19 protein-coding genes are annotated in these 15,944 nt (G+C 48.4%); 14 read left to right on the top strand and 5 right to left on the bottom strand.

The genetic code is table 11. The features are described 5' to 3' along the window. Positions 1 to 18: 18 nt before the first annotated feature. Together grpE and hrcA are read right to left on the bottom strand one after the other, a co-directional pair. Complete coding sequence (gene grpE / locus AB1I50_RS07570) at positions 19 to 564, bottom strand: nucleotide exchange factor GrpE (RefSeq protein WP_407723434.1); 546 nt, start codon at positions 562 to 564, stop codon at positions 19 to 21. Positions 565 to 584: 20 nt separating this feature from the next. Further along, positions 585 to 1,622, bottom strand: coding sequence for a heat-inducible transcriptional repressor HrcA (hrcA, locus tag AB1I50_RS07575; RefSeq protein WP_407723435.1), 1,038 nt, complete (start codon positions 1,620 to 1,622; stop codon positions 585 to 587). Positions 1,623 to 1,841: 219 nt separating this feature from the next. Between hrcA and AB1I50_RS07580 the strand changes: the two genes are divergently transcribed. The 8 genes from AB1I50_RS07580 to AB1I50_RS07615 all read left to right on the top strand — a co-directional run bounded on the left by AB1I50_RS07580 (position 1,842) and on the right by AB1I50_RS07615 (position 5,481). Further along, complete coding sequence (locus tag AB1I50_RS07580) at positions 1,842 to 2,132, top strand: hypothetical protein (protein WP_407723436.1); 291 nt, start codon at positions 1,842 to 1,844, stop codon at positions 2,130 to 2,132. A gap of 157 nt (positions 2,133 to 2,289) precedes the next feature. After that, positions 2,290 to 2,550, top strand: coding sequence for a 30S ribosomal protein S20 (rpsT, locus tag AB1I50_RS07585; RefSeq protein ID WP_407723437.1), 261 nt, complete (start codon positions 2,290 to 2,292; stop codon positions 2,548 to 2,550). Between the two features lie 209 nt (positions 2,551 to 2,759). Further along, positions 2,760 to 2,909, top strand: a complete 150-nt coding sequence (locus AB1I50_RS07590) for a hypothetical protein (RefSeq protein WP_407723438.1) — start codon at positions 2,760 to 2,762, stop codon at positions 2,907 to 2,909. Positions 2,910 to 2,963: 54 nt separating this feature from the next. Further along, a complete protein-coding gene (locus AB1I50_RS07595) occupies positions 2,964 to 3,248 on the top strand; it encodes a hypothetical protein (RefSeq protein ID WP_407723439.1) in 285 nt (94 codons plus the stop codon). Between the two features lie 145 nt (positions 3,249 to 3,393). After that, positions 3,394 to 4,101 (top strand): MIP/aquaporin family protein, encoded by a 708-nt coding sequence (locus AB1I50_RS07600; RefSeq protein ID WP_407723440.1) that lies wholly within the window; start codon positions 3,394 to 3,396, stop codon positions 4,099 to 4,101. Positions 4,102 to 4,272: 171 nt separating this feature from the next. Beyond that, positions 4,273 to 4,746, top strand: coding sequence for a glutathione peroxidase (locus tag AB1I50_RS07605; protein WP_407723441.1), 474 nt, complete (start codon positions 4,273 to 4,275; stop codon positions 4,744 to 4,746). Positions 4,747 to 4,774: 28 nt separating this feature from the next. Next, positions 4,775 to 5,035: a TIGR03905 family TSCPD domain-containing protein gene (locus tag AB1I50_RS07610; protein ID WP_407723442.1), complete on the top strand. Its 261-nt coding sequence runs from the start codon at positions 4,775 to 4,777 to the stop codon at positions 5,033 to 5,035. Positions 5,036 to 5,043: 8 nt separating this feature from the next. Beyond that, positions 5,044 to 5,481, top strand: a complete 438-nt coding sequence (locus AB1I50_RS07615) for a MarR family winged helix-turn-helix transcriptional regulator (RefSeq protein ID WP_407723443.1) — start codon at positions 5,044 to 5,046, stop codon at positions 5,479 to 5,481. A 68-nt stretch (positions 5,482 to 5,549) separates the two neighbouring features. Here the strand turns inward: AB1I50_RS07615 and AB1I50_RS07620 are convergent, their stop codons facing one another. Both AB1I50_RS07620 and AB1I50_RS07625 read right to left on the bottom strand, forming a co-directional pair. Beyond that, complete coding sequence (locus AB1I50_RS07620) at positions 5,550 to 5,777, bottom strand: DUF378 domain-containing protein (RefSeq protein WP_407723444.1); 228 nt, start codon at positions 5,775 to 5,777, stop codon at positions 5,550 to 5,552. 72 nt (positions 5,778 to 5,849) lie between these two features. Then, on the bottom strand, positions 5,850 to 6,230 hold the full coding sequence (locus AB1I50_RS07625) for a DUF2116 family Zn-ribbon domain-containing protein (protein ID WP_407723445.1): 381 nt from the start codon (positions 6,228 to 6,230) through the stop codon (positions 5,850 to 5,852). 172 nt (positions 6,231 to 6,402) lie between these two features. Between AB1I50_RS07625 and AB1I50_RS07630 the strand changes: the two genes are divergently transcribed. The 6 genes from AB1I50_RS07630 (at position 6,403) to AB1I50_RS07655 (ending at position 14,952) form a co-directional block, all read left to right on the top strand. Beyond that, complete coding sequence (locus AB1I50_RS07630) at positions 6,403 to 6,969, top strand: biotin transporter BioY (protein ID WP_407723446.1); 567 nt, start codon at positions 6,403 to 6,405, stop codon at positions 6,967 to 6,969. A gap of 165 nt (positions 6,970 to 7,134) precedes the next feature. Next, positions 7,135 to 7,500, top strand: coding sequence for a GntR family transcriptional regulator (locus tag AB1I50_RS07635; RefSeq protein ID WP_407723447.1), 366 nt, complete (start codon positions 7,135 to 7,137; stop codon positions 7,498 to 7,500). Positions 7,501 to 7,504: 4 nt separating this feature from the next. Next, complete coding sequence (locus AB1I50_RS07640) at positions 7,505 to 8,404, top strand: ABC transporter ATP-binding protein (protein ID WP_407723448.1); 900 nt, start codon at positions 7,505 to 7,507, stop codon at positions 8,402 to 8,404. Next, positions 8,382 to 10,334: a hypothetical protein gene (locus tag AB1I50_RS07645; RefSeq protein WP_407723449.1), complete on the top strand. Its 1,953-nt coding sequence runs from the start codon at positions 8,382 to 8,384 to the stop codon at positions 10,332 to 10,334. The genes AB1I50_RS07640 and AB1I50_RS07645 overlap by 23 nt, the downstream gene beginning before the upstream one ends. 119 nt (positions 10,335 to 10,453) lie before the next feature. After that, on the top strand, positions 10,454 to 13,150 hold the full coding sequence (locus AB1I50_RS07650; protein ID WP_407723450.1) for a valine--tRNA ligase: 2,697 nt from the start codon (positions 10,454 to 10,456) through the stop codon (positions 13,148 to 13,150). 119 nt (positions 13,151 to 13,269) lie between these two features. After that, the gene (locus AB1I50_RS07655) at positions 13,270 to 14,952 is read left to right on the top strand and encodes a hypothetical protein (protein ID WP_407723451.1); all 1,683 of its coding nucleotides are present in this window, start codon (positions 13,270 to 13,272) and stop codon (positions 14,950 to 14,952) included. Between the two features lie 49 nt (positions 14,953 to 15,001). Here AB1I50_RS07655 and AB1I50_RS07660 read toward each other — a convergent pair whose 3' ends face one another. Then, positions 15,002 to 15,913 (bottom strand): hypothetical protein, encoded by a 912-nt coding sequence (locus AB1I50_RS07660; RefSeq protein ID WP_407723452.1) that lies wholly within the window; start codon positions 15,911 to 15,913, stop codon positions 15,002 to 15,004. Positions 15,914 to 15,944 lie beyond the last annotated feature (31 nt).

Here is a 15,944-nt window from a genome sequence, read left to right on the forward strand (position 1 = left end):
GTTATGTGCTTGACTTTGTTAGTTAACCACCTGAACCATGGCGTGGCGAACGATTTTGTCACCGATTTTGTAGCCGGTCTGGAAAACCTGCGCTATCTGGTTTGACTTAAGCTCGTCGCTGTCGACCATCGAAACCGCGTTGTGAAGGTTCGGATCGAACTCGTCACCGACCTTGCCGTACTGCTCGATTTTCAGCTTTTCAAAGCTCTTGCCGAGCTGGTTTGAAATAAGCTCGATACCCTTTAATATTTCGGGATCTGCCTCTTTCAAATTGTCAATCGCCATTCTTACGCTGTCCGCGACAGGCAGAATTTCGGTTACCGCCTTTGAGGTAGCGTCGTCGTAAATGCCGAGCTTTTCGTTGGCGGTGCGCTTGCGGTAGTTGTCATACTCGGCGGCAAGGCGCATATATTTATCCTTTTCCGCGGCGAGCTGTTCCTCAAGCTCCTTGATTTTAGCTTCTTTTTCGTCGACAACCTCGGCGGCTTCGGTTTCTTCCTCCTCGGCCTCGTCAGCCTTTACCTCGGCTGCCTTGGTGTCTTTGGTCTTATCTTTTTTAGCCATTGTATATCCTCCTCTTGGGGTTATTCACGTTTTATGTCCGTCAGCTCGTCAATCAGCTCTCCGGCGCAGTCCGCGACACATTCGAGGAGAGCAAAGTTCCTCGCGTAGTCGGTTCTAAGCGGCGTTATCAGCGCCGTTACGCCCGACGGACTGCCGTCGATTTTGTACCGTGCCGATAACAGCGAATAATTCGCAAGCTCAACGCGGCTGTTTTCCCTGCCGATTAACGCGGCTGTGTGCTGCGGAGATTTTTCAAGCGTTGCCGCGAGGTCGTGCGGACTGTTCAAAAACTCGATTATCCTGCGTGCCGAGCGGAAATCCGCATCCTCCGAAAAGGCGAGCTTTCCTCTGCCGCTCTGGTAAACGCTGACCGTCGTCGCCTGCTCTGCCGCGTCCTGCACTGCCATCAGCGCCGAGGGCATTAAAAGCGACATTTCACCGAACCTTACGGCGGCGGTCTGGATGAACGGGCGGTTTACCGAGCTGAGCTTAACTCCGGTAAAAATCTCGTTGAACGCCTTGTCAAAAATCCCCATTAGCTCGGGGTTGATTAAAAACTCACAGCGGAACAGCTTGGTTTTGATTGTGCCGTTTGAGGCAATCAGAACCGCCATTGCCGAATGTGCTCCGGTTTGAATGAAGCGCAGGTGGCGGATTCTGCTGTTCTCTCCGCCCGGGGTTGTGGCGACTGCCGCGTAACCGCTGAGCTTGCTCAGCAAGTCGGCTGCGCCTTTGAGTATGCTCTCGGGGGAGTCTCCGTCTTTTTGGAGCTCCTCGAGGATGTACTGCCTGCCCTGTCCCGAAATCGGCTTGACCTGCATTACGTTGTCAACGTAGTAGCGGTAGCCCTGCGCGGTCGGGATCCTTCCGGCGGAGGTGTGCGGCTGAACAATGTAGCCCCGGTTTGTAAGCTCGACCATATCGTTGCGGACGGTCGCGGACGAAACGTTCATACCGGTTTCGGATATAAGCGACTTCGAGCCGACGGGCTCTCCGGTGGCGATATAGCTTTCTACAATAGCCGCGAGTATGTTTTGTCTTCTTGCGGCGGGCTCCATTTTGTTCACCTCTGTTTCGTTTTAGCACTCTTAGTGGTGGAGTGCTAATCACTGTATTCTTACTATAATACCAAAGTCAGAAAAAGTCAATACTTTTGCCAAAATAATTTCCTGATTTTAAAAAGTTTCACTTTATTATCACATTACCCTTGCTTTTTGAGCCCGAGCAGGATAAAATAGGGATATATTTTAAATAGTATATTGTCGGGGAGAGTAAAGATGACTCAGTTTTTGCAGTACGGATATGTCTTTTTGTGGGCGATACTTGCGGTGCTCACGTTTTTTATAGGCAGAAAACAGGGGCTGGTAGGTTACCTGCTTTCGGTTTTCTTTGTGTTTATGACGGTGTGGTACGGACTCCGCGCGTTCGGAAACCTGCCGGTGTTTGACGGCGTGTGGGGGTATATTTTCAGAGGACTGCTCGTTGTATTTTTGGCGGTCATCGTCTTTATCTGGTGGAAATCGCGCAAGGCAGCGGCGGAGAACAACGACGATAACAGGGAGCAATAGTCTGCATATTGATTAGTATTTATAATTTGACACAATATATAGACGCGGATTTTTAAAATTCTTAAAAACTCAAATTTTTCAAAAAAAATACTTGATTTTTGGCGCTGTATATGATAAAATATCACCTGTATGACGATAATTCCAAGGAGGTGGGACAATGCCCAACATTAAATCTGCAAAAAAGCGCGTTAAGGTTATTGCTACAAAAACAGCCCGCAACAAGGCGACAAGGTCAGCTCTCAGAACATCAATTAAAAAGGCTTACTATGCTGTTGACACAAATGCTGACAACAAGCAGGAGGCAGTTCGTCTTGCTATCAAGAAAATTGACCAGGCTGTTGCCAAGGGTATTCTTCATAAGAATACCGCTGCAAGAAGCAAGTCTTCGCTCGCAAAGCGTCTGAACGCTTCTGCATAAGTTTAATAACTGAACAAATTTAAAGCAGAGCTTTTCTCTGCTTTTTTTGTTGCCCGCTCAGTTGCGCACAAGGTGCGCACGAGTGATGGCTAAAAAAAACAAGCGCAAAATCAGCGCTTGTTTTTAATTTTACTGTTGACTTTTTACAAAAAATTGTTTAGAATATATATAGATATTTTTTGAAATAAATCTTTTTGGAGGTCGTCAATATGAAGAAAAGAAAATTTATGCTTATTATCGGCGTTATTTCCTTAGTTGCGGCTATCTCGGCTGCGTTTACCGCTTTCTTTGTTCTGAAAGAGAAGCAGAAGAAGGATGACGAAGAGCTTATGGAGTATCTTGACAACTCTATTGAATAACAGCATATTAAGGACCGTTCGTTTTGAACGGTCTTTTGAATTTTGGAGGGTATTATGGTTGAACAGGAGCTTGAAAAACTGCTTAAGGCGGCGCGGCTTGACGAAAGCTTAAAGGCTGAGCTGATTAAAACGCGCGAAAGCGATAATCCCGTCGAGGATTTTTGCGCTTTGTGCAGGCAAAAGGGGTACAATATTACGGCAGGTGAGCTGTTTGCCTCGGGACAGAATAACAGCGACGCAAAGCTGCGAAGCGTCAACGGCGGAGGTGTAAACCCGATTGACGGCTGGGACGACACCTACGAGCAATTTTTTACCGAACTCATTTGGTGCGGAAAATAGTCAAAATTTATGGTATTTATGAATTAATTGTAACTGGATATTACAATTTATTTGTGCAAATTTACTTGCAATAAGTTGCGGTTTGTGGTATATTTAAGTTGAAAAACATAGGCGGCTATGCCTATAATTTAAAAGGAGGAACAAAATGAGTTCTGTAAAAAAGTACATTGCCGAATTTATCGGCACAATGGTTCTTGTAGTTTTGGGCTGCGGAACCGCAATGCTCGTTGGCTGCGACGCTAAAAACGGCTGCGGCTACATCCTTACCGCGCTCGCGTTCGGTTTGGTTATCGTTGGAATGGCTTACTGCGTAGGCAATATCTCGGGCTGCCACATCAACCCTGCCGTTTCTCTCGGCGTTTTGATTTCGGGCGGTATGAGCGTAGCTGATTTTGTTGGTTACATCATCTCCCAGTGCCTCGGCGCATTCGCAGGCGCAGGTATCCTCGCTGCTGTTTTCGGTCTCGGCGGAGTTACCGACCAGACAGGCGGTCTCGGCACAAACGGCCTTGCAGGCGTTAATGAGAGCGCTGTAGCAGGTCTTATTGTTGAGTGCTTCCTCACATTCGTATTCGTACTCACAATCCTCGGCGTTACATCAAAGAAAGCCGGCCACGGTTCGTTCGGCGGTCTTGTAATCGGCCTTACACTCACACTCGTACACATCCTCGGCATCGGTCTTACCGGCACATCGGTTAACCCGGCTCGCAGCTTCGGTCCGGCTCTGGTTGCTTTAATGCAGGGCAACGCCGCTCCTATGGGCGTACTTTGGGTATTCATCGTTGGCCCGTTTGCAGGTGCGATTGTTGCGGCTCTCGTTTACAAGTTCCTCGAGGGAAAGAAAGAGGCTTAATTTTAATTGCAAAATATTCGGGGCGGACGGCGTGTCCGCCCTTTTTGCTTGCGAATGAATATTTAATGTAAAAAAATTTAAAATAACCCTTGACAAATGTTTAAGCATTGAGTATAACTTAATTGAACTCAATCAATTTAGCTCAACCAAATTGTTTTAGGGGGAAGTATTATGTCAGTATATGATTACAAAGTTAAAGATGCAAAGGGCAATATGGTAGACCTTTCAGACTACAAGGGCAAGGTTTTGCTGATTGTCAATACCGCTACGGGCTGCGGCTTCACTCCGCAGTACGAGGGACTCGAGAACCTGTATAAAAAGTACAAAGAACAGGGCTTTGAAATTCTCGACTTCCCGTGCAACCAGTTCGGCAACCAGGCGCCGGGTTCGGATGAGGAGATTGTTTCGTTCTGCCAGCTTAAGTACAACACAAGCTTTAAGACCTTCTCAAAGATTGAGGTAAACGGCGAGAATGAAATTCCTCTTTACACCTACCTCAAAAGCCAAAAGGGCGGCGTTATGGGCAGCAAAATCAAGTGGAACTTCACAAAGTTCTTAATCGACCGCGACGGCAACGTTGTTGACCGCTTCGCGCCGACGGTTACTCCCGAAAAAATCGACGGAAAAATCGCGGCACTTCTATAAAATCTAAATTTAAAGCGAGGCAAATATCATGAGATACAGTTACAAAACCAGAGGCGTTTGCGCAAGAGAAATCGACTTTAACCTTGACGGCGACGTTGTAAGCGACATCAGCTTTTTGGGCGGCTGCAACGGCAACCTGAAGGCTATTTCAAAGCTCTGCGACGGAATGACCGTTGAGCAGATTGAAAAAAAGCTAAAGGGCAACACCTGCGGACCGAGAGCTACCTCCTGCGCGGATCAGTTCGCACTCGCGGTTAGGGAAGCCTACAACAGAGAGCACGCAAACTGAGGTGGACTATGAGCGAAAATAACTTTGAGCCGCTTAAGCTCGAAAATCAAATGTGCTTTCCGCTTTATGCCGCGGCGCGCGAGGTTGTAAAGCTGTACCGTCCGCACCTCGACAAAATCAACCTGACCTACACCCAGTACATCGCGTTGATGGTGCTGTGGGAGCAAGAGCAGTGCAGCGTCAAGGAGCTTGGACAAAAGCTGTATCTCGACTCGGGAACCTTGACTCCCGTGCTCAAAAGCTTGGAGCAGAAGGGCTTTATCCGCCGTTTCCGCAGCGAAAGCGACGAGAGAGTTTTGCTTGTGGAGCTGACAAAGGACGGCGAAAAGCTCAAAAAGAGCGCTGAGGGCATACCGCAGTCGGTAGGCGCGTGTATCGGCTTGTCGCCCGAAGAAGCGATTCAACTCTACACCTTGCTATATAAGGTTTTAGGAAACGTAACCTGATAAATAAACAAAATGGCTGTCAACCGCGTTTGTGCGCAGGTTGACAGCTGTTGTTTTAAATTTAAAGTTTAAGTTGTGCTCATCTCGGGCTCGTCCATAAAGGTGTCGCGCGAATCCCTGAAAAGCAGAGTTACGCACCAGATTGCGGCAAGAGCTACGAGAATGTAGATAATTCTGCTGACTACACCCGTCTGTCCGCCGCCGATAAAGCCCACAAGGTCAAACTGGAAAATGCCTATGCTGCCCCAGTTCAAGCCTCCGATGATAAGCAGTGTTAAAGCTATTCTGTCAATCATTTTATTACCTCCTTTTACGGTAGTGTAATTATTGTTGACGGAATTTTTGCTTTTATTCGTATTTTTTGATTTTTAAAGACCGAATGCCGTTATCAGGCCGAGCGCCAAAAATCCGAGCGCGATTACGCAAATACCGAAAATTCGCGTCATAAATACGGCTTTTTTGATTTTGCGCTTTTTAATCATACCCTCGGTGGGCATAGGCACGGCGATAATCATAATTCCGAGCAGAGCGCAGCTTACGGCTGTTATAATCGCTCCCGGGCCCTTTATGAATGAGAATAAAAACAGTCCTACGGGAATTGCGATAACGCAGATTGTGCTGATGATGTAAAACGGTCTGGCGAATTTTTCCGCCTTTTCGTAGTATTTATTCGCGTTGATGTGGCACTCGTCACTGCAGTATTGCTCGTGATAGGAAATTTCCTTGGCGCAGTATTCGCACTTTTTCATATATAGCATCTCCAAAATAAAAATCGTTATTACGGTAATATTTTATCATAGTGCAGGCCTTATTTCAATAAGTATTTCAAAATAGACTGTCAACCGCACTAAAACAAATTGGTTGACAAATGGATTGCGCTGTGCTATAATGTCAACAGAAAATTTAAGAGAGGTTGACATTATGGAAAAGAAAAACAATTCAAAGCTAAAGCTTACCACACTCGCAATGGCGCAAATCGCCGTCAGCGCGGCTCTGCTGTGCGTGCTTTCGCCGCTGGCAATTCCGCTGCCCATTCCCGTGCCGTTTACGCTTCAGGTGCTTGTGGTGATTATGATCGCGCTGATTTTAAAACCCTCATACGCGATTATCGCCCAGCTCATTTACACCGTGCTCGGCATTGTGGGACTTCCGGTTTTTTCGGGCGGAAAAAGCGGCTTCGGAACAATCCTTTCGCCAACGGGCGGCTTTATCATCGGCTTTATCATCGCTTCGTTCTTTGTAAGCCTTGTAAAGGAAAAGCTCAAAATCAAAAATTCGGTTTTAAGGTACATCCTCTCGTCGGTAATCGTCGGAATTCCCTGCATTTATATCCCGGGAATAGCGATGTATATGATTTTTGTCAAGACCGATTTACTCACCGCGATAGTAACGCTCACCTCGGTATTTATCCTGATTGACCTTGCAAAGTGTGTAATCGCTTCGCTGATTGCCGTGCCTGTTAACAAGGCGCTCGATAAAATAAAATAATTTGTTCGGGACGGTGCAAACCGCCCCGATTTTTTCTGCCTTAAATTAACTATTTTCTTGACAGAGCCGTATATATATGATAATATTTAATCGTACTATATTTATTAATACAATACCGCGGTGCTGTTTGAGGGGACGCTCGGCGGTGAATTGCAGGGGGAAATTATGTTTCAGATTGATTTTTCATCGAGAATGCCAATCTACGAGCAGCTTTACTACAACGTCATCAAGCTTGCTTCCGCCGGGGTTATCAAGCCCGGCGACAAGCTGCCGCCGGTAAGGGTGATTGCCGCTCAGCTCGGTATCAACCCAAACACCGCCGCAAAGGCGTACCGTGAGCTCGAGCAGGACGGCTATATCTTTTCGTCCGTCGGCAGGGGAAGCTACCTCACCGACAAGCTTGACAAGCATTCGGCGCAAAAGGCGATGGTGATAAACGAGTTTAAGACCGCGGCGAAAAACGCGGTGAACTTCGGCGCGGACAAGGAAAAGCTGATTGAGATTGTGGAGAAAATGTTCAAAGGAGGTTAATGCTTTGATTGAATTTAAAAACCTTACCAAACGCTTTGACAAGGTCGTCGCGGTAGACAACCTCTGCCTTGACATCAAGCAGGGCACGGTGCTAGGGCTTGTCGGCAGCAACGGAAGCGGAAAATCAACGCTTTTGCGTATGCTCTCGGGAGTTTTCGCGCCCGACGAAGGCGAGATTTTGCTCGACGGCGAAAGTCTTTTTGACAATCCCGCGGCAAAGGGAAAGTGCTACTTCATCCCGGATTTTCCGTACTTTTACAACAGCTCTACTATAGAAAACACCGCGGCTCTGCTGCGCGATATTTACCCGAACTGGAGCGAATTTCAGTATGAAAAATACTGCTCGATGTTCCCGATTGACCGAAACGGCAGAATTATCAATATGTCAAAGGGTATGCAGCGCCAGGCTGCGCTGATTTTGGCGCTTTCGACCTGTCCGGACTATCTGTTTTTGGACGAGATTTTCGACGGACTTGATCCTGTTGTGCGCCACCTGCTCAAAAAGATTTTGATTGAGCATGTGCTCGAGCACGGAATGACGGTAATTATCGCCTCGCACAACCTCCGCGAGCTCGAGGATTTGTGCGACAGAGTTTGCCTTATGCACCGCGGAAAGGTGCTTATGGAGCGCGATATCGACTCGCTCAGGCTTGAATTCAGAAAGGTTCAGGTCGCGTTCAACCAAGTTCCGAATGTGCCGGATTTGTTCGCCGGAATCAATGTGGTGAACGTATGGCGCAACGGCAACGTGTTCAACGTTACGATCCGCGGAACAGAGGCGGAATTTATGCCTCAGCTAAACGCGCTTAACCCTGCGTATATCTCGGCTATGCCGCTTACGCTGGAGGAAATATTTATCAGTGAAATGGGGGCTGCCGGATATGACACAAACAACATCGTCTAAGGGAAAATTCAAAAACGGCTTCGCCCTGTTTAAGTGGGAGCTCAAAAGCTGCAGAAGCACGCTGATTGTCTTTTCAATCCTCGCCGCCACGTTTATCACGATTGTTTTCACGCTCTCGCTCGTTGTAGGCTACACAAACGCGATTCAGGACGGCGAAATTGACTACAGTCAAATTCAAAACGCTCTGAGCGTGTTCCAGTACATAAGCGGATATATGGTTTTCGTTTTGACCGCCGTGTTTACAATTGTCTACACAATCCGCATTTACTCGTACCTGCACAACAAGCGCAAGGCGGATTTGTACGGCTCAATGCCCGTCAGCCGCCGCACGTTTTTTGTTTCTAAAACCGTTTCGGCGTATCTGCTGTCGGTAGTTCCGGCGCTGTTTTTCCTCGGAATAATCTCGATTATCACCGTGATAATGGGGCAGCCTGTCGTTACTGACTTCGCTATGCTCTACGTAAGGCTGCTCATCGGCGCAATCGCCTGCATTTCGTTCTACGGACTTTTGGCGGTTTGCTCGGGCACAACGCTCAACGCAGTGCTTAGCTTTATCGCGATAAATGCAGCTTATCCGGTTTCTACCTTGTTTATCAAGGGCGCAATCAAGGCGTTCTTTTACGGAATGCCCACAAACCAGTACAGCACAAGCTTTGTTATGAAGGCGCTCAATCCGATGGCAGCTTACGACGGCACAAATGTTATCTACTGGCTGGTGTTCACGGCGGTTTGCCTGTTCCTCGGAATTTGGCTCGTCAAAAAGAGGAGAGCCGAATGTGCCCAGACCTCGTTCGCGTACCACCTGCCCTGCTATATCGTAGAGGTGCTTGTCGCGTTTATCATCGGAATGTTCGTCGGCGTGCTGTTCGGCTCGCTCAACGTTATGCTATACGGCTACCTCGGATTTATCTTCGGTTTTCTTGTCGGAAGCGCTCCGGCGTTTATCATCACCCACCTGATTTTGTACAAGGGCTTTGCAAAGCTCTGGAAATCGGCAATTCCCATCGGGGCTATGGTGCTTACGGTAATCGCGCTTATGGGCGTTTGCAACTACGATGTTTTCGGCTACAACAACTACGTTCCTGCCGAGGATGAAATCAAAACCGCAGGCTTGGTCGACCTCGGCAATTGCTACTGCGCCCAAACAAAAGGCGCCTTCGGACTTGCTCAAATGGCGTCGGACGACTTCGACGACAGCACATATATAAAGGACGTCAGGAGGTTCCACAGCTCTGCGGTAAAGGTCGGAGACAGACAGTCAAACGAAAAGTTTGCTTCAATCTGGGCGAACATGCTGGTTAGCAACATTCCCTCCGAGTATATGTACGACAGCTATTGCGTTGCTTATAGGCTGAATGACGGCAGGCTGGTGTTCCGCTATTACGACTCTATGCTCACAAGCGGTATTTTCGGCGGAGAGTATAGGGAGTACGACACCGCCGCGGCAGGCAGAATCACAGACACCGACGAGTATTTTATGAACTACAGCTCGGTTATGAACTACCGTGCAGATAAAGCTAAGTCGATTGAAGTGCAGGCAAGTAATCCGAATAATTACGCCGGCAACAATATTTACATTGCCGAGGGAGAGGACGTCAGCGCAAAGCAAGCAAAGGCGGATATGAAAAAGGTTATTGAAGCCTACCGCAAGGACGTTGAGGAAAACGGCACGGAGTTTGAGGATAAGGATATTGATATGACTATGGTCATCCGTTTCGATACGTCGGACAGCTACGCCAACGCTTCTTTGACCGAAAAGCTTATTGGTCAGCTCAGCGCAGACTACGGAAAAGCCGACTACGCGCCGGTTTATAAGAGCTATAAAAACACCGTCGCCGCGCTTAAGGAAATCGGCGTGCTTAACGCCGACGGCACAATGAACCACAAAAGCGGTTACGGCAAGAACACCAATCCGTACATATATTATTAAATGAATTTCAAGGGCAGCTTCGGCTGCCCTTACTTTTTGCGCAAAAATATTGACAAAATCCGCTTTCGGTGCGATAATATTAAGGTATACGCAAAAGCAAGTTATTAAGGAGTGATTTTATGGCAAAGGAGCTCGCAAAGTCTTACAAGCCCTCGGATTTTGAGGACAAGATTTACGACTTCTGGATAAAAGGAAACTACTTTCACGCTGAAGTTGACAAGGACAAAAAGCCCTATACAATCGTTATGCCGCCGCCGAACATCACAGGTCAGCTGCATATCGGACACGCGCTTGATGAAACCTTGCAGGATATTCTGATTCGCTGGAAAAGAATGTCGGGCTATTCCGCGCTTTGGGTTCCCGGCACAGACCACGCTTCAATCGCCACCGAGGCAAAAATTGTTGAGGCTATGCGTAAGGAGGGCGTTACCAAGGAGGATTTGGGACGCGAAAAATTCCTTGAGCGCGCTTGGGAATGGAAGCGCGAGTACGGCGGAAGAATTACCAAACAGCTCCGCAAACTGGGCGTTAGCTGCGACTGGAGCCGCGAGCGCTTTACAATGGACGAGGGCTGCTCGGAAGCCGTTAACGAGGTATTTGTAAAGCTCTACAACGAGGGAAAAATCTACCGCGGAAACCGTATGGTTAACTGGTGTCCGCACTGCAATACCTCAATTTCCGACGCGGAGGTTGAGTATGAGGAACAGCACGGCCACTTCTGGCACATTCTCTACAAGGTTCAGGAGACAGGCGAGTTCCTTGAAATCGCGACAACCCGTCCCGAGACGATGCTCGGCGATACCGCCGTTGCAATCAACAAGGACGACGAAAGATATAAGCACCTGCACGGCTGCCACGTAATTTTGCCGCTGCTCGACAAGGTAATTCCGATTGTCTGCGACGAGCACGCCGATATGGAAAAGGGAACGGGCGTTGTAAAAATCACTCCTGCCCACGACCCGAACGATTACGAGGTTGGCCGGCGCTGCAGTCTGCCGATCGTCCGCGTGTTCACCTACGACGGCCATATGACAGGCGCAGAGGACGTTGAGGCTTACGAGGAGCTTAAGGCAAAGGGCAATCTTGCTGAAAACGAGCCCGAGGTTCTCGACTGCGGCAAGTACGCAGGTATGACGACCGCCGAGGCGAGAAAGGCGATTGTCGACGACCTAACGGCTCTCGGTCAGCTCAAAGAGGTTAAAGACCATACCCACGACGTAGGAACCTGCTACCGCTGTCACACAACCATCGAGCCGATGGTTTCAAAGCAGTGGTTCGTAAGGATGGAGCCGCTCGCAAAGCCTGCTATCAAGGCGGTTAGGGAAAAGAAAACCAAGTTTGTTCCCGAGCGTTTTGAAAAGGTATATTTTAACTGGATGGAAAACATCAGGGACTGGTGTATTTCACGTCAGCTCTGGTGGGGACACCGTATCCCTGCCTACTACTGCGACGAATGCGGAGAGGTTACCGTAAGCAAGGACGAGGTAACGGTTTGCCCGAAGTGCGGCTGTACCCATATGCACAGGGACGAGGACACCCTCGACACCTGGTTCAGCTCGGCGCTCTGGCCGTTTTCAACTCTCGGTTGGCCCGAAAAAACCGAGGATTTCGAGTATTTCTACCCGACAAACACCCTCGTTACGGGCTACGACATCATCTTCTTCTGGGTTTCGAGAATGATTTTCTCTGCACTTGAATATACAGACAAGGTTCCGTTTGACACCGTATTTATCCACGGCATTGTCCGCGACGAGCAGGGCAGAAAGATGTCCAAGTCGCTCGGCAACGGCGTAGATCCGCTCGAGGTTATCGAGAAGTACGGCGCCGACGCGCTCAGGTTTTTGCTCGTGACGGGCAACTCACCCGGAAACGACATCCGCTACTCCGAAAAGCGAATTGAGGCTTGCTCGAACTTTGCGAACAAGCTCTGGAACGCCGCGCGCTTTGTTCATATGAACATCGACGACCACGAGGTTAAAAACGAGCTTCCCAAGGAGCTTCACACCGAGGACAAGTGGATTCTTTCAACCCTCAACAACGTGGCGAAAGAGGTCAACGAAAACCTCGAAAAATTCGAGCTCGGAATCGCGGTTCAGAAGGTCTACGAGTTTATTTGGGACTGCTACTGCGACTGGTACATTGAGCTTGTAAAGGCTCGCCTGTTCAACGACGCCGACGATTCCTATATCGCCGCCGAGCAGGTACTGCTCTATGTTCTCGACCAGATTTTGAGACTGCTTCATCCGTTTATGCCCTACGTTACCGAGGAAATCTGGCAGACCATCCCCCACGAGGGCGAGACGGTTATGCTCAGCGAATATCCCACCTACAAGCCCGAGCTTGACTTCCCCGAGGAGGAGGCTGAGATGCGCCGCGTTATGGAGGCAATCCGCGCAATCCGTAACCGCCGCAGCGAGATGAATGTTCCGCCGTCGAGAAAGGCGAAGGTTTACATCGCGACCAAGTTCGCCGACACCTTCAAAAACGGCAGCGCGTTTATCGAAAAGCTCGCCTCGGCAAGCGGAGTAGAGGTTGCCGATAACTTTGACATCGACGGTGCGGTTACCGTAGTCACCGCCGACGCCAAGATTTACATCCCTATGGACGAGCTTGTTGATAAAAAGGCTGAGCTTGAAAGACTCGGCAAGGAGCTTGCCCAAGTTGAAAAGCGCCTTGCTCAGAGCGAGGGCAAGCTGAACAACCAGGGCTTTGTATCAAAGGCGCCTGCCGCGGTAATCGAAAAGGTTAAGGGACAGGCTGCAAAGGAACGCGAGAAAATCGCGCTTATTAAAGCCGCAATCGATGCGCTCAATTGATAAAAAATACAGGCACACAGCAGTGATGTTGTGTGCCTTTTTTCGTTTTTTGAATTGACTTTACTTTTCGGGAAGCGTATAATTTAATTAAACTAAATAAAAAAACAGGAGGGCTATTTATGAAGAAATTTTCACGGATAACAGCGGTTGTTCTCGCGGTTGTAATGCTCTTTGGAGTAATTATGATTGCGCCGTTTTCGGCAGGCGCGGCAACTTCCGCGTGGAAAACAGAGTATATAAACTATGTAAATAAGATGAGCACAAGTATTAATAACGGCGACGGCTGGGGCTGGATTAAAGACCTTGACGGCAACGGTATTCCTGAGCTATTTTTGTCATATTCAGCGGCAATGGGCGCGGCACAGGTAATTACATACAATAATGGCAATTTGGATACAATCACTGCGGCTGTATATGGTACAATTTTAGTCCAAAACAATATGTTTTTACTCTCGTTCGGCAGACAGGGGCATTACGGCGATACGGTTTACAGACAAAGCGGTACTTCCAACGTTGTCTTTAGCGGCAGCAGGACTGCAAGGTCAAATAATTTTAATTATAGTAATCCGAATGATTTTACCTATAAGTACAGTCTTAACGGTTCCGCTAAAAAACAGGCTACGTATTCTCAGTACACAAGCGCGTTAAACTCAGTGTTTAACCAAAGCAAGGCGGGCGTGCTCAACTACAACAACTGCTACCACACCACCTCGCAGATTATTTCGGCTATAAATAACTACAGGGTTCAGATGGCTGTTCCCACGGTTAGTCTTTCTAACAATTCACAGGGCGTTTATGCAGGCTGGAACAAGATTGCGAACGCCGAAAAGTACACTGTTTTTTATAAGAGCGCAAGCGAATCCGGCTGGAATTCCTTTACTTCATATAACAACTACGCTCAGCTGTCATGGCTTACACCCGGCAAGCTCTACTATGTTCAGGTTCAGCCCGTTGCGGCGAACGGCGACAAGGGCGGTTTTTCAAAAGTTAAATCGCTAACTTACATTCCGCAGGCTAATATCACAAGCCTTACCTACAACGGAAACAACACCTTGAAGTGGAACGCTGTCGGCGGAGCTAACAAGTACCAAATTGCAAGGCTTAAATCCGGCGACAAGGCGTATACCTACTTTACAACAACAAACACCTCATTCAGCGAATACGCGACAGGCGGTGTTGCTTATACCTATCAGGTCAGGGCTATGTACGCTACCGCTAACAGCGGAACAGCCTACGGCGCATGGTCGTCCGCAAAGTCGGTTGCCACTCTCGTAGCGCCTACGGTCACGCTTTCAAACCAGGCGAACGCGGTTATGGTAAAGTGGAACGCAATCAGGGGCACAACAAAGTACATCGTTTACTTTAAGTCTGTCGAAGAGTCCGCTTGGAAAACCGCTACTACCACAAACACCTCGCTCCCGATTACCGGAGTAAAATCGGGCACAAATTATTATGTTCAGGTTCGTCCAATCGGCAGCACGGTCAACGGCCCGTTCTCAGCGCCTAAGAACATTATCCATATCACAACGATAAAGCCTACGCTGAAAATTACCCCAAAAGGCAGCGGCGTCCTCTTTGAATGGAATGCTTTTAGGGACGCGACGGCGTACAGATTATATCTCAAATCCGAGAATGACAGCAAATGGTCCTCGATGACTGCCTATCAGACATACTATCAAATCGCCGGCTTGGAAAACGGAAAGTACTATGCTCAGGTTCAGCCGATTTTCGACGGAAATCCCGGCGCTTATTCCCCGGTAGTTTCGTTTGTTTATGAACTAAAGTTACCCGACCTGCACTGATAAAAAATACGGCACACAGCAAATCAACGCTGTGTGCCTTTTGTCTGTCTTATTTTAATTCAAGCTCGTAGTATACCGAGCTGTTTTCGGGATATTCAACGGTGTAGTTTTCGAACCTTACATAAAGCTTGTTGACGGTATTTTTAACGTCAAAGTAAACTACCTGAGTGGCGGTTTTTCCGCTCTCAATCGGCTGGTACTGCTCTCCGCCGTAGTCGGTGTAAAGGTACTCGAGCTCGGGCTCGGGAAGGTAGGTCAGCTCTCTGCCCAGTCCGTCGTAAAAACACGGGCAAAGGTCGGGGAAGGAGCCCTCGGTCGGCCGTGAGTTCTTAAACTCTATCGTCATTGCATAGCGGTTAAAATCGGGATTTACGGGCTTGTTTGAGGTTTGCTTTTCAAGCTTTGTAACCGTTGCTGTTCCGCAGCCGTCAACTTCGAAGCTATCCCCGATTTTATGAGCGTTTATGCCGGAGATATCAATTGTTGCCGGGTCGGCGGTTTCGTATTGATAATCGTACACGTCGTTGTAATACGGCGTTTGAGAATTGAAAACGTCAAAAACGCTTTTCGGGGTGAACTGAGAGATTATTGCGATAACAATTCCGGCGGCAATCACCGTTGCCACAATGCAGATTAACACGATGATACCCGGCTTTACGCCCTTTTTAGGCGTTGCGGCAGGGAGCGGCGGAATGTTCGGCGCAGGATTGTACTGAGGAGCCGGTTGATTTTGATTATTGTAACCGCCTGCAGGTGCTTGGTACTGCTGCGGCGGCGCGGTGTAGGGGTTTTGCGGAGCGGTGGGTGCGGTGTAGGGATTTTGCTGAGCAGGCTGAGGCTGCGGTGGTATATTTTGAGGATTTACGGGCGGTTCCTGATTTTGGACAGGAGATATCTGATGTCCGCAAATAGGGCAAACCGTGTTGTTTTCGGCGTCAAAGCCGCAGTTTGTACATTTCATAAAATCACCTCGCGGAATTTATACTAATATA

Origin of the sequence: Ruminococcus sp. NATIVEDY161 (genome assembly GCF_045819895.1) — a bacterium.
In the GTDB taxonomy this organism is placed as follows: Bacteria; Bacillota; Clostridia; order Oscillospirales; family Acutalibacteraceae; genus Ruminococcoides.